Annotated in this window: 17 protein-coding genes; 5 read left to right on the forward strand and 12 right to left on the reverse strand. The window is 42.9% G+C overall.

The genetic code is table 11. The features are described 5' to 3' along the window. Positions 1–18: 18 nt before the first annotated feature. Positions 19–1,716 carry an FAD-dependent oxidoreductase gene (locus V1L52_RS01980; protein ID WP_428770624.1) on the reverse strand — a complete coding sequence of 566 codons (1,698 nt, stop codon included), beginning with the start codon at positions 1,714–1,716 and terminating at the stop codon, positions 19–21. A gap of 320 nt (positions 1,717–2,036) precedes the next feature. Between V1L52_RS01980 and V1L52_RS01985 the strand changes: the two genes are divergently transcribed. Beyond that, a complete protein-coding gene (locus V1L52_RS01985; RefSeq protein WP_428770625.1) occupies positions 2,037–2,243 on the forward strand; it encodes a hypothetical protein in 207 nt (68 codons plus the stop codon). A gap of 11 nt (positions 2,244–2,254) precedes the next feature. Further along, positions 2,255–2,398, forward strand: a complete 144-nt coding sequence (locus tag V1L52_RS01990) for a hypothetical protein (protein ID WP_428770626.1) — start codon at positions 2,255–2,257, stop codon at positions 2,396–2,398. 70 nt (positions 2,399–2,468) lie between these two features. Here V1L52_RS01990 and V1L52_RS01995 read toward each other — a convergent pair whose 3' ends face one another. Further along, complete coding sequence (locus tag V1L52_RS01995; protein ID WP_428770627.1) at positions 2,469–3,161, reverse strand: cytochrome c oxidase assembly factor Coa1 family protein; 693 nt, start codon at positions 3,159–3,161, stop codon at positions 2,469–2,471. A gap of 185 nt (positions 3,162–3,346) precedes the next feature. On the opposite strand from V1L52_RS01995, the gene V1L52_RS02000 reads away from it, so the two are divergent. After that, positions 3,347–3,625, forward strand: coding sequence for a type II toxin-antitoxin system RelB/DinJ family antitoxin (locus V1L52_RS02000; RefSeq protein ID WP_428770628.1), 279 nt, complete (start codon positions 3,347–3,349; stop codon positions 3,623–3,625). A 166-nt stretch (positions 3,626–3,791) separates the two neighbouring features. On the opposite strand, the gene V1L52_RS02005 is transcribed toward V1L52_RS02000, so the two are convergent. The 9 genes from V1L52_RS02005 to V1L52_RS02045 all read right to left on the reverse strand — a co-directional run bounded on the left by V1L52_RS02005 (position 3,792) and on the right by V1L52_RS02045 (position 10,505). Then, on the reverse strand, positions 3,792–5,024 hold the full coding sequence (locus V1L52_RS02005; protein ID WP_428770629.1) for an argininosuccinate synthase: 1,233 nt from the start codon (positions 5,022–5,024) through the stop codon (positions 3,792–3,794). Positions 5,025–5,113: 89 nt separating this feature from the next. Further along, positions 5,114–5,410 carry a HigA family addiction module antitoxin gene (locus tag V1L52_RS02010; RefSeq protein ID WP_428770630.1) on the reverse strand — a complete coding sequence of 99 codons (297 nt, stop codon included), beginning with the start codon at positions 5,408–5,410 and terminating at the stop codon, positions 5,114–5,116. 13 nt (positions 5,411–5,423) lie between these two features. Next, positions 5,424–5,705: a type II toxin-antitoxin system RelE/ParE family toxin gene (locus V1L52_RS02015; protein WP_428770631.1), complete on the reverse strand. Its 282-nt coding sequence runs from the start codon at positions 5,703–5,705 to the stop codon at positions 5,424–5,426. Between the two features lie 115 nt (positions 5,706–5,820). Beyond that, positions 5,821–6,084: a type II toxin-antitoxin system RelE family toxin gene (locus tag V1L52_RS02020; protein ID WP_428770632.1), complete on the reverse strand. Its 264-nt coding sequence runs from the start codon at positions 6,082–6,084 to the stop codon at positions 5,821–5,823. After that, a complete protein-coding gene (gene relB, locus V1L52_RS02025) occupies positions 6,081–6,314 on the reverse strand; it encodes a type II toxin-antitoxin system RelB family antitoxin (protein WP_428770633.1) in 234 nt (77 codons plus the stop codon). The genes V1L52_RS02020 and relB overlap by 4 nt, the downstream gene beginning before the upstream one ends. 277 nt (positions 6,315–6,591) lie before the next feature. Further along, on the reverse strand, positions 6,592–7,785 hold the full coding sequence (locus V1L52_RS02030) for a formylglycine-generating enzyme family protein (RefSeq protein WP_428770634.1): 1,194 nt from the start codon (positions 7,783–7,785) through the stop codon (positions 6,592–6,594). A gap of 122 nt (positions 7,786–7,907) precedes the next feature. After that, complete coding sequence (locus V1L52_RS02035; protein ID WP_428770635.1) at positions 7,908–8,657, reverse strand: NAD-dependent protein deacylase; 750 nt, start codon at positions 8,655–8,657, stop codon at positions 7,908–7,910. Between the two features lie 82 nt (positions 8,658–8,739). Beyond that, complete coding sequence (locus V1L52_RS02040) at positions 8,740–9,582, reverse strand: TIGR03943 family putative permease subunit (protein ID WP_428770636.1); 843 nt, start codon at positions 9,580–9,582, stop codon at positions 8,740–8,742. Continuing rightward, positions 9,579–10,505: a permease gene (locus tag V1L52_RS02045; RefSeq protein ID WP_428770637.1), complete on the reverse strand. Its 927-nt coding sequence runs from the start codon at positions 10,503–10,505 to the stop codon at positions 9,579–9,581. Before V1L52_RS02045 ends, V1L52_RS02040 begins: the two co-directional genes overlap by 4 nt. A 175-nt stretch (positions 10,506–10,680) precedes the next feature. Here V1L52_RS02045 and V1L52_RS02050 point away from each other — a divergent pair, with 175 nt between their 5' ends. Continuing rightward, positions 10,681–11,283, forward strand: a complete 603-nt coding sequence (locus V1L52_RS02050) for a hypothetical protein (protein ID WP_428770638.1) — start codon at positions 10,681–10,683, stop codon at positions 11,281–11,283. A gap of 107 nt (positions 11,284–11,390) precedes the next feature. Here V1L52_RS02050 and V1L52_RS02055 read toward each other — a convergent pair whose 3' ends face one another. Continuing rightward, positions 11,391–12,485 carry an FAD-dependent oxidoreductase gene (locus V1L52_RS02055; RefSeq protein ID WP_428770639.1) on the reverse strand — a complete coding sequence of 365 codons (1,095 nt, stop codon included), beginning with the start codon at positions 12,483–12,485 and terminating at the stop codon, positions 11,391–11,393. Between the two features lie 78 nt (positions 12,486–12,563). On the opposite strand from V1L52_RS02055, the gene V1L52_RS02060 reads away from it, so the two are divergent. Then, positions 12,564–13,625 (forward strand): adenylate/guanylate cyclase domain-containing protein, encoded by a 1,062-nt coding sequence (locus tag V1L52_RS02060; RefSeq protein WP_428770640.1) that lies wholly within the window; start codon positions 12,564–12,566, stop codon positions 13,623–13,625. The last annotated feature ends 38 nt before the right edge of the window (positions 13,626–13,663 follow it).

Here is a 13,663-nt window from a genome sequence, read left to right on the forward strand (position 1 = left end):
GTGTAATACCTCTTCAGTTTACTTAAAATTATACGCGGTTACAATGGGTTCGCGGCCTGAAATCCGGTCCGTAAAATATTCGTATTCGCACAAACCCAAAAAGGAGCCGGAAACATTGTATACGTTTGTCCTCCCCGCACCCTGCAGTGCGCAGACGGCATTATAACTGCGCTGACCGGAACGGCAGTGTACGTACACGGGCTTATCCGAGGGAATCTCGTGTATGCGCTCGCGCAATTCGCTTAAGGGGATGTTTGTTGCGTTTTTGATATGAGCCGCTTCGAATTCGTGTTTTTCGCGTACATCGATAAACCGGGCGCCGCTTTCAACCAAAGTGCGCACATCGCTTACGTGTACTTGGCGGAATGTTCCGTCCAAAAGGTTGGATGCGACGAGGGCCGCGTAATTTACCGCATCCTTTGCGGTTCCGTAAAGTGGCGAATAGCAAAGTTCGGCTTCTTTTAAGTCTTCGACTGTTGCTCCCATGCCTATCATCGCTGCGATAACGTCTATGCGCTTATCGGCGTTTCCCTTACCGATTGCTTGGGCACCGAGAATCTCGCCTGTGGGCCGGGCAAAAAGCAATTTGAAAAAAAGCGGGTGAGCGTCGGGCATAATCGACACCTTGTCGGCGGGGATGATATATGCATAGTCGTAATCGATTCCTGCGGCCTTGCATTGCTTTTCGTTTAAGCCGGTTGAAGCGGCATTAAAATCGAAGCACCTGATAACCGAAGAACCGATAACGCCGCGGTTTGTACTTTTTTTGCCGCATATTGCATCGGCTGCCGCGCGTGCCTGTTTTTGGGCGGGGCCTGCAAGGGTAAGCCGCGCTTTTTTGCGCGTAATGCGGTGCGTAACTTCAATCGCATCGCCGACGGCATAGATGTCTTTTATACTCGTTTCGTAATTGTGATTGACTTTTATGGCCCCCGTTTCGCCGATTTCAATTCCGCAGTCTTTGGCAAGCTCGGTTTCGGCGGCAACTCCGATAGCACAAATCACAACATCCGATTTTATTTTAGCGCCGTTTTCAAGAATTACTTCGGTGTCGGTAATTTCGCTTAAACCGTTTTCCAAAATCAGATTGATTCCCTTATCGTACATTTCTTTGTGTAAAATCTGTACCATATCGTAATCGAAAACGGGCAAAATCTGGTTCAGTTTTTCGACGACCGTTACCTTTTTTCCCGCATGACGGAGGTTTTCCGCCGCTTCGATACCGATAAAGCCCGCGCCGACAACGGTTATGTGTTCGGCATTGTGTTTTCCGATATAATCGTCAAGAGCGCGTATATCGGTTACGTTTCTGATACCGAAAACGTGGTTTTTATCGATTCCCTTGATACTGCGCGGCAAAACGGGGCGCGCTCCGGGGGAAAGCACGAGGACGTCATAGCTTTCGCCGAATTCTTTTCCCGTATCGAGGTCTTTTACGAGTACCGTTTTTTGTTCGGGATTGATTTTTAAAACTTCATGTTTTGTTTTTGCTTTGATATTATACTGCTTTAAGAATTTGGGAGGGTTCATTAAAACAAGACGTTCGCTGTCTTCAACCGTGCGGCTCAGAAAAAAGGGAAGGGCGCAGTTTGAAAAAGAAACATGTTCTCCGCGTTCAAACATCGTAATGTCGGCACCCTCGTCAAGCCTGCGTACGCGCGCGGCAACGGAAGCGCCTCCTGCAACACCGCCTATAATGACAACCTTTTTACTCATAACGAACCTCCAAGAAAAGGGACTGCCTTAAAACCGACCGCTTTTTAACAGCCCCCGAATACTGCGATTTTAACATCGGTACAAATAGTTGTCAAATACGGAGGGTTACAAAGTCACCGAAGAGGAGCCTTCTTTTACGGCGGTTTAAATTGCATATAAGCCGATTTTGCCGTGTAAAGTAAAAAGGTTATGGTAAAAGAAGGTTTTGATTGACGTTACCTGATTTTCAATATATTATAACTACAGTATATGTGAAAATTTTGTTTATCCGTTAAAGAATCTTGTGATAAGGATGATATGTAGAATTTTAGGAGGTTCTGATGTTTACAACGACCGGAGTAATACAAGGAAATGTTGTTCTTACAGATGATTTTTCTCTTAAAAAATATAACGGACGGAAAGTAATAATTACTGTTTTGGATGAAGACAAAACTCAATTCCGGACAATTCCGAATGAAGAGCTGTATGCCGTTTCGGATTCGCTTATAAATCAAAATATGGAAGCTTATAAGGAAATAAGAGAATAGGAGTCCATTTGATGTTGCTGTTTTTAGAAATAAATCAAAAAAGAATCATTTATTCTCAAGAAGAATTGACGCTGCTCGGTTTAGGTGTTGCTTCCGGAAAAATTGAAAAAGAAGAAATAAAACAATGGCTGATACGCCATAAAGACAATAGATAAAGTCATACAAAGATATAGCATTTTGCAAAAACAGCGTCGCATTATTATTGCATGAAGCGGAGATAGCAGGTTATCGGTTTGATTTAATATCGGGTGTATCCAACAAATTAACCGATTCCGGTTCGCCCGGTTTTTTATAAAACACTATCTTGTTGTAATTCCAAATTCCGTTTTCTTTGTAAGCGTCAACATAGACCCTCGATATTCCGTTGTCGCCTTTCAATTTAAATGACATTTCCGCTTTACCCGATGAATCTCCGCTTGTGCTTATTGAACCGCTTATCATGCCTTTTCGTTCAAAGTTTTCACCCAGATACTCTTGCAGTTCCCGATTGTCCCGTATCAGTTTTATTGTATGTTGATAGGGTTCGGAATTCGTAAATGCCGCAGTTACCGAGATAAAAATAACGGTAATAAAAACAGACGCTATTACAAACGCAATACTTATAATACCGATGAGTTTTATCATCGATTCTTTCTTTTCGATCTTCCGTTCTTCTTCCGAGCGGGGAATCCGTTCGTACGGTGTAGTGCAATACGGACACACCTTCGCCTCCTGCCCGACTTTTTTACCGCAAACCGAACATACTTTTAAGGGCTTTAAAATAATCATGATTATCAATACCCATAAACCGATTCCGGGCCAAACGGAAAGCCACATCCAATGTACGGAACGGTTTTTCTTTTTTGCGACGATGATACCGGGAATTACAGGGCCAAGCCACAATAACAAAAAGATAAAAAAAATAAAAGCGTTTGCCAATTTTTATGCCTCCCTTTATTATATTATTATATTCGCAAGCGGCCGAATTTTCAATTCAAAAAATAAGGCTTTAGTACCTTATATCTTTTATATAAAAAGACGGAAATTTTAATAAAAAATGTTGCAAATACACTGTAAATATAATATATTTGTAATATAAAACACTGTATAAAGGAGGGTTGATTATGCCAATGGCCGTATTGCAAACCAGAATCGACAGTCAAATAAAAAAAGAAGCGGACATACTTTTTAATTCACTGGGTATTGATACAACAACTGCAATCAGATTGTTTTTAAAACAAGCTATAAATCAACAAAGGATTCCTTTTGAAATTGTCCCTCCGCAAGAAGAATTCTCATTATCGGTTTTAGAAGCAATTAATGAAGCACGGAAAATCAGCCGTGATGCTTCCGCTAAATCCTACAAAAATGCAAAAGAATTACTTGCAGATTGTGAAGTATGATAAAGAAGGAAAGTGTTTTAGTAATGACGCTTGTTGATACGGGAACGCATAGCGATATTTTCAAAAAATAAAGGAATAAAATCCGCTTTTAAGCTGCCCATACGCACTTTCCCGGCTCCCGCCGGCTGCCGCACCGTCTGCCGGAACGGCCGCCGCGTACCCGTCTTTACAGCGACTGCGGAGGAAGTCCGTTTTCCTTTTCCATCATAGCGCGTACCGCTGTCGGAAGCCCGTAAAGGGTAATAAAGCCTTCGGCGTCATGATGGTCGTACAAGTCTCCCGTTTTAAAGCTTGCAATGCTTTCGTTGTACAAAGAATAGGGCGAAGAAGAGCCTGCCGCCCGTATCGAACCCTTATAGAGCTTGAGCTTTATATTTCCCGTAACCGTGTTTTGCGTCGAATCGACAAAGGCGTTAAGGGCGCGCATAAGGGGCGTAAACCACTTGCCGCCGTAAATCAATTCGCTTATCTTAAGGGCGATATGCTGCTTAAACTGATAGGTATCGCGGTCGAGGCACAAGTGTTCAAGCATTTCATGGGCAAAATATAAAATGCTTCCGCCCGGCGTTTCGTAGACACCCCGGCTTTTTATGCCGACAACACGGTTTTCCACAAGGTCGGTTAAGCCCACACCGTTCCGCCCGCCTATTTTGTTCAATTCATCTACCAAGGCCGCAGGAGAAAGCTTTTGACCGTTTACGCCGACCGGTACCCCCTTTTCAAAGTCGATACTCACGTATTCGCCCGATTCGGGAGCTTCTTCGGGAACCGTCGTCAATTTGAGCATGTGCTTGTAATTCGCTTCGTTTTCCGGCGCTTCCAATTCCAAGCCCTCATGCGACAAATGCCAAATGTTTTCATCCCGGCTGTAGGATTGGTCCTTTTTCATCGGAACGGGAATGCCCCGTTTTTCAAGATAGGCGATTTCGGCCTCCCGGCTGTCCATATCCCACTTCGGATGGCGCCATGCCGCAATAATTTTTACGTCCGGGGCAAAAGCCTTTATCGCAAGTTCAAAACGGATTTGATCGTTACCCTTACCCGTCGCACCGTGACAAATCGCAGCGGCCCCCTCTTTATGCGCCGTTTCGGCAAGAATCTTTCCGATAAGCGGCCGCGCCGTCGCCGTTCCCAATAAGTAAGAACTTTCGTACACCGCCTGCGCCTTCAACGCGGGAAAAATATAGTCCTTCACATACTCTTCGCGCGCATCGACTATAATACAATCCTTTGCACCCGTCGCAAGGGCACGGTTTTTGATACTCTCCCAATCCTCCTGCTGCCCCACATTGACGCACACCGCAATCACCTCGTAGTCGAAGTTTTCGGCAAGCCAGGGAATAATAACCGTCGTATCCAAACCGCCCGAATATGACAATATGATTTTTTCTTTATTCATAGAAACCGCCTTTTTTGTATAAATATACGTAAATTATATCATTTATACATAATTTATGCAAGCAGAGAAGGGCGTAAAAAATATTCGTCTTATGCATATTTTACAGGACGGATTTTTTTCAGCTCGTCTTGCAGCAGGTTCCGTTTGATTTCCATATCATATTGGGTTTGTATATTTATCCAAAATTCGGCACTTGTACCGAAATATTCGGAAAAGCGCAGGGCAGTATCTATCGTTACGGAGCGTTTCCCTTTAATAATTTCGCTTATCCGCGTTTGGTCGATAAAAGTATCTTTTGCCAGCCTATAGGCACTTATGTTCATCGGAATTAAAAAGTCTTCACGCAGTATTTCTCCCGGATGAATGGGACTGATTCTTTTTTCCATTTCCGTCTCCCGCTCAATGATAATCAATTATTATAACGTTAAAAGCGTTTCCCGCTTCCCATCTAAAACAAATGCGCCATTGCTCATTTATCCGTATAGACCATATTCCCGCCTTGTCTCCGCCGAGTTTTTCCAACCGATTTCCCGGCGGAACTCTCAAATCGTCAATATTTTTTGCTGCGTGTATATGTACTAATTTTCTTTTTGCAATGCGCTGTATATCATGAGGCAAAGAACGTACAAAAAAACCGTTCCATATCTTTTCGGTGTCTTTATTTCCCCACGAGTATATCATATATTTTAATAGTACTACTGCGCAATAGTATTGTCAATCGCTATTATCTTTGTAGGGGAAAGCCTTCCCCTCGCTTCCAAGGTCGCTCTAAGCTCCCTTGTCCGCTACCCCTTCTTTACTTGCCGCGGTAAATCTTTCGGCGGTGCGTGTTTCTTAATATTTCTATGATGAGTCTTGTGTCTTCAATGCTGCAAATCAATCTGTAGTTTCCGACCCTGTATCTCCATAGGCCCGAAAGATTACCGGAAAGAGCTTTGCCCCTTGTTCTCGGATTGTGAAGCCCGGTAAGTTCGATAATATATTTTTGTATTAATTTTTGAATCGGCTTGTCGAGTCTTAAAAACCGGTTTTCCGCCGTGCCGGAAAATTCGACTTTCATAGACCCGCTTTAGCAAATACTTCTTCCGCAGGAACGGTTTTTTCTTTTCCGCTTCTGATATCCTCCCGTATTTTTTCGCCCAGATAAATGTCCTCAAGATCATCGAGATAGCGGGTAAGCAGTTCATTGTAAAAAAAGCCCGAGCTCCGCTTTGTCGCCTTTGCCAGATACTCTACACGCTTTTTATTTTCCTGTGTTGTTCTGAATGTTGCGGTTGCAGTCATAGCCATGATACGAATCTCCTGTGAATACATTGTAATACAAGGTAACGTTGTGTCAATGTTTTATCTTTTTGCGGAATAAGGACGCACGGCTTCCTGCGGGAGCTGGTGCTTACCGGGTTTTTACACTGCAAAAACCCGCAGACTTGTAAATTCGTATGTATATCTTCAAACCTTTTTGGCATATACATCTTTATTTCTTCTTGGCGGGAAAGTTCATCCCCTCACTTCCAAGGTCGATCTAAGCTCTGAACTAACCCCATATCTGCGTAAACTATATTTGCTATTACAAGGGAGCTTCATACCATGGTTTATTCGACAATAATATACAACAGGATGGAACCCAGCCCGTTAACCAAATATCATCTTCCTTGTAAATAATCCGTAACCAGTTTTTATCTAATGTTTGAAAGAGCGTTAGGACCTCAGTCTTTTCTTTTAAAGTTTTTTGATCATGAAAGGAATAATCCGGCTTGATATAAATATTTGTAAAAGTGTGTATTTTGCCGCGATTTTGAAAAAAAATGCATTCGTCTATTTCAGTTTGATTAAATATAATGCCGGTATCCTCAACAAGTCGGATACCTGAATTTGTGGAAATACATGAATCAAAAGGGAGCATATTTTCATAAAACAATCCAAAGCCATCATCTCTGTTCTCGTTGTACCGTATATCACCGCTTCTAATTGAAAACATTGAGCTAGTTGAAAACATCAATGGATTTTTTTGCTTATTTTTAAAGTTATCATAGTTTTTTCCATCAAAAGAATCCAGTACATATTCATTCCCTCCGAACATACCTTCTACACCAAACGGAGAAATATCTTCATTTATAGATCCTATATCAAGAAAACTTCGTCTCGTATCAACAATAGTTTCAATTGATTTAAATAAACCGTTTTTATTCCCGAAAGGATAAATTGACTTACTGTTTTTCATCGCGGCGTATTCCCATTCCGCATTTGTCGGAAATCTATATGTCTTTCCCTGCCTATTGGAAAGCCACTGACAAAACATCATTCCTTCATAAAAACTTGCCAATTCAAAGTGCTTATTTGCAGTTTTATGGTTATCAAAATAATCCCGCCAATATTCAAACTCTGAAAGTACTTTCAAATCATATTGTGTATCAACCAGAAAATCATTAAACAACTTATTGGATATTAAGTATTTAGATATTAGATATGAATCTAATTCTACTGTTTTTTCAGGATATCTATACACAATTTTTTCCGGCTTTTTCTTATAATAATCTTCATAATAAATAAATCTATTTGATCCTATCGAAACCGCGTTTGATGCTGGGATTGCTATAAAATCTATTGCAAATAAGATTGAAAAATTTAACAAAAGCAAACCGACAATTTTTTCTTTCATATTTTTTTCAGCTCTTCTTGCAATAAGTCTTGCTTGACGTCCATATCTTCCGCGTGTATATGTACTAATATTCTTTATTGTAATGTGTTGTCTGTCTGTCAATCGAATCTTCCTTAAATCAAATTTTTTTTCTGCAGTCCTTAGCGCCGACATCAATTTTTGCAGTATTTCATCGTTATAAACAGATAGGATATATTCTTCATCCTCTTCTCTCCGCTTTTTCCCTACACCCGAATCCGTTCAAACACCTGTCCGATGGGCTCGCGTATAAGTAAGTCGGCCCTCGTGTCGGCGGAGGTTTCGCCCTTGTTTACAAGGACGAGGCGGCTGCCCCTAAAGTAGTGAATAAGGGAAGCTGCAGGGTAGACGGCGAGGGAAGTTCCGCCTATGATGAGGGTGTCGGCGTTTCGGATTGCTTCAATGCTTTTGGTAAGCACGTCGGTGTTTAAGCTTTCTTCGTAGAGGACAACGTCGGGCTTGATGACCCCCGCGCAGCCTGCGGTTTTTGTGCAGCGCGGAATGCCGTCGGCTCCCTTGTTTTGTATAATATCTTCAAGCGAATAAAAGGCGCGGCAGTGTTCGCAGTAATTGCGTAAAATGCTTCCGTGAAGTTCGTATACAACCTCGCTTCCCGCCGCCTGATGAAGACCGTCTATGTTTTGGGTGATAACCGCCTTAACCTTGCCCGCTTTTTCAAGTTCGGCAAGTTTTATATGCGCGGGATTCGGTTTTGCTCCCTGAACGATGATTTTTGCGCGGTAAAAGCGGTAAAATTCGGCGGTTTGTGCATAAAAAAAACTGCGGCTTAAAATCGTTTCGGGCGGGTAGCGCCACTGTTGGTTGTATAAGCCGTCGGTGCTGCGGAAGTCGGGAATGCCGCTTTCGGTTGAAACGCCCGCCCCGCCGAAAAACACGACGGAAGAGCTTTCGTCCATAATTTTTTGAAGTTTTTCTACCGATTCGCTGTCGCTCATACACACAGTATGCGCCCGAAAAATGTCCCTGTCAAGACGGAAAAGCGGGGCTGCGGCAGGAGAGCCTCCCGAACGGCAGCGGCTAACGGCGCGGATAGACGTATTCTTCAGCGCGTTCGGCCGGACTTATCGATTCCACAAGGATTTGCGGTTCGGGATTTCCGTGATAAGTGCCTACGGAAAGGGTGCCGCTCACGGTTACCCATTTCCCTTTTTCCAAATTATGCGCGTTATCGTAACGGCAAATAAGGCCGTAAGGCACAAGGTCGGCGGCACAGCACACCATAAGAAGGCGGGCGGGAATAAATTCGTTTTCTTTCATAAATTGACTGTCATAAAAAATCATACCCGTAATTTCAATATGCCAGCCGTCAAAATCAGCGGGGTGTTTATAAACGGCATCCGTCCAATCCAAAAAATCATCATTATGCACGGTAATACTGCGGTTTTCGGCATCATAGCCTGCAAGCTTTGTATAGGGCTTGGGCTTTTTTTGTAAAAGAGAGTCCTCATCGATTTCTTTTTTTTGTACCGGGAAAGCTTTGTTTTCCGCCGGAGGATTTAAAAACGGATTCATTGTTTCGGCAAGGGCGGGCGGAGCGGAGCGTGATGAAAACGCCGGGGAGCCTGCAAAGGAGACCTTGTCTATGCCGGTTTTTTCAAGCGGTAAGAGCATGAGTACAAGCGGAATAAGCAATACAAAAACCGATGCCGCAGAAAGCGGATAATGCGCTTCTTTCGAACTTTTAAAGGCCGAAAAGCTCCACAAAAACATAATCGCCGCCGTAAATATAAGCCAGGGTTTTATGCGCGGCGTAACGTACACAAGATATCCGCCTGCGATAACGGATTTTAAAAGAAAAAAGCCGAATACGGCGCAGGCTGCCGCTTCCGTATAAAGCTGTACGCGTTCTTTTTTCGTCATAGTAAAGCCTCCAGGCCCGAAAGCATTGCGCCGAGCACTACAAGATAACACACCGTAAATGACGATATAAGCAGGCGGAGGGTAAAGCGTTTTGTAAAGCCGCTTGAAAGCATAAGCATGTTTTTAATATCCATCATCGGGCCGAAAACGAGGAAACCCATAACCGAACCGAGCGAAAAGCGCGGGATAAAGGTTCTGCCTATAACCGCATCCGAGGAAGAACACAGCGAAAGCAAAAAGGCAAAGCTCATCATAATAAATAAAGAAAGCGCTTTACCCGTGTTTCCCGTAATCAGGGGAAGTTTTCCGCCGAGGGTTTGAAAGGCCGCGGAAAGAGCCGCCCCGATTATAAGATAAGAGCCGACTTCAAAAAACTCGCGCCTTGCGTGCTCCAAAAAATGAACGAGCGTATTGAAGGCCCCTGCGTGCGGCTTTTCCGTATGTGAATCCGTTCCGGCTTCACAGCATGAGCAGGTACAGGAAGATTCGGTCTCTCCGTGTTTGAGGGGGTTATGCGGTTTTTTAATTAAAAAAGACAGACCGGTCAGTACCGCACAGACAATGCCCAGCAAGGCCCGCGCCGCAACAATGCGCACATTGCCGCCGAAAGCGTAGTAGGTGGAAAGGATAACCACGGGATTTATAACCGGAGAGGCGCACATAAAAACGATTGCCGACGTGAGCGGAATACCTTTTTTTACAAGCGAGCGGAACACGGGAATTGAAACGCAGTCGCAAACGGGAAGACAAAATCCTCCGATTAAGGCAAAAACAATACCGCCTGCAAGGTTTTTCGGAAAATACCGCTCTATAAAGCGGCGCGACACAAACATTCCTATAAGAGAGGATAAAAGCACTCCCGTAATTAAAAAGGGAAAGGCCTGTAAAATAATTCCTAAAAAAGCTTGAATTGTTTGACTCATAAGAAGACTTTTAATTATATACAAAAAAAAGCCGTAAGGCAAGTAAGCTGCAAATCTTATCGATTTTATCGTTGTCAATACGTTCATCTTGATATATACTGCAAATATGCTCGAAAAACATCGATACTTTAAGCGGATGTATACTTAAAAATCATATGTCAGGGGTTCTCGGATAATGCGGACATTTGAAATAGAAATTATTGAAGGTCACGATCCTTCATCATATTTTTGGTTTCATCCTGCCGTTTTGAAAAAGAATAAAGAAGATGACGTTTTTGATGTTAAATTGTACGCGGATGAGATTTCCATAGAAGAAGATGATATTCTTCATTTTCTGTACTATTTTTTTAAAAAATATTTTGATACCGACCTTGAATACAATGTAAAACGTGATTACTATGATATATCGCGCGCCGTTCCTGCGGAGTTTGAATGGTATTTGGAATATAATTTTTACACGTATGAAGCAATGGAACGTATGCTGAATGAGATAGATACCTATGCCTATTTATTTGAAAACGATTATGACAATCCCTTGACCGATGAGTTAAAAAAATCTATGGCGCCTCATTTTAATTACATATCGGATGATGAAGTCATAAATCTCGAAGAATACATTCAAAAAGGATACGTGCCAAAAGAACCCGATCGAGCGGAAAAATGTATGCGCGAAAATATAGGCTGCGCAATAGATTTTTACAAACGTTTTACCGCACGAATACGGAAAATGATGAATGATAATCCCGACGCTTGCGTGATTGCGATTATGGGACCCTAGTCTGCGACGCCGGGCAAATCACGCCGGTATCAGCAGCGGATGTAAACGCAAAGAAGACCGATATTTTGCAATCGGTTTTCTTCTTTGCGCTCCGAATTTTATTGATTTTATTCCGCTGCGTTTTGTCCCGCAATACGGCCGAAGGTGATAATATCGGTTATCGCATTACCGCCCAATCTGTTTGTGCCGTGAATGCCGCCGGTAACTTCGCCTGCAGCATACAGCCCTTTGATAAAACCGCCGTCTGCCGATTTTACCTGAGCTTTTTCGTTAATCGCAAGTCCTCCCATTGTGTGGTGGGTAGCGGGCGACACTTTTTGAATAAAAAACGGACCCGTTTCGATTTTGCGTAAAGCTCCCGTTTTATTAAAATCCGTATCTTTTTTATTTGCAGCGAAGGTATTGAATTTTTCGATTTCGGCACTGAACGCTTTTTCGTCAATGCCGAAAAAGGCTGCCGCTTCTTTTAAGCTGTCCGCTTTTACAATCAATTTATTTTTTTCCATATTTGCATATTCGTTGCGGTGCAGCTCGGTCATCTTGCCGATTGACTCGATTTCGTTACCCCATACCAAATATGCGCAAGCATCCGTTTGAGAAAGAATACCTTGAGAGATAACATCGCGTCTTCCGCCTTCATTCGTAAAGCGCCGGCCTTCTTTATTGACCAGCACGGCACCGTCGAATCTGGCGTTTGCAACATAGGATATAATGCCGGTTAAGGGATTACATGTGGGATATACCTGTATGTATTCCATGTCGACGAGCCGGGCTCCGGCTTCTTTTGCCATTACGATACCGTCGCCCTGAGAAGCTTTTAAACAGGTTGTTTTATATTTTTTCCCGTATTCGGGATTGTATTCTTCGCGCATCGCGATGTTTGCACCGAATCCGCCCGTTGCAAGAATAACCGCCTTGGAAGCTTTAAAGGTGACGGTTTTACCCTTGTTTTCGGCCTTTACTCCGCTGATAACGTCCTTATTTTGCAGTAATTTTACAGCCTTTGTATTGTAAAAAATATCTACGTCTAATTCTTCACATTTTTTCAATAAAGGCTCGGTAAGCCCATAACCCGAATTGCCCCGGGGAATGCAGGCTCTGGGAACCGAGTGTCCGCCGAACTGCTGAACGCGGTCTTGGATAAAGGCGACGTTTATATTGTCACGCAGCCATTCATAGGATGCCAAAGCGTTTTCCGCCATTATCGATACAAGAGCGGTATTATTTTTATTGTAATTTATTTACAGATCGGCTGTTTATAATATATATGGGGGAATTTTATGGATATGAAATTAACATACATACATAATCAAAATGCGGCGGATGCGGTTGCTTCGGAATTGACGGCCTTTTCCGATACGGATTTATTTCACATCGATGTATACGGTATAGCCGGCAAGCTTAAACTGGATAGAAAAACGGTGTTGAATATTTTTATTCAAGGGGTACATGACGGACATTTTCTTATTGATTGGATTTATCACTGTCCGACATGCGGTACTGTGGTAAACGAAAGTTTATCGGTGCACGAAGCGGTTTCCGAAGATTTTTGTCCCGCCTGTCAAAAGTCTTTTACAAATACTTTGGACGACAATATCGAGGTGTTTTTTTCAATTCATCCGGCCTTGAATCGGGGAGCCCCCTCCTTAAAACAGGAGTATAAGGCGGCTATAGACAGTGAGGTAACTCAAGGCAAGTACTGCACATGGAAAAATCCGAATGCAATCAGGGCGGTCGATTTGATTCAAAACGACCTCTACCGTTCTCTTATGGGTTCGGATGTTTTACCCTTTGATCAATCGCTTCGTATAATGAAATCGGTGATTTTATTTACCGATATCAAAGGTTCAACCCGTATGTACGAAGAATTGGGAGATGCAAAAGCCTTTGCTTTGGTACGAGAGCATTTTAAAATCCTCTTTGATGTTATAAAGCGATATGACGGAGTACCGATTAAAACAATAGGCGATGCGGTTATGGGCGTTTTTACCTATTCGGAGCAAGCCGTTAAAGCCGCACTGGAAGCGCAAGAAGAATTAATCAAACACTACGCACAAAAAGATAACAATGAAAAAATCGAAGTAAAAATCGGTATGCACACAGGACCTGCGATTGTCGTAACGCTTAACGACAGGCTGGACTATTTCGGTTCAACCGTAAATACCGCGGCCCGAATTCAGGGTGCGGCCTTGCCGAATGAGGTTGTTGTTTCGGAAGAACTGTTTGATAATAAAGAAGTAAAGCGTGCAATAGCTTCGGTTACAAAAACGGTACAGCGCCAGTATATCCGCTTTAAAGGTATGCAGGAAACATCGACGATTTATCATATAAAGATGTCGTGAAAAGAGAAGAATGAAGAATCCGGGGACAAAGAAAGCAT

This window comes from Treponema sp. HNW (assembly GCF_050320395.1).
Classification (GTDB): domain Bacteria; phylum Spirochaetota; class Spirochaetia; order Treponematales; family Treponemataceae; genus Treponema_C.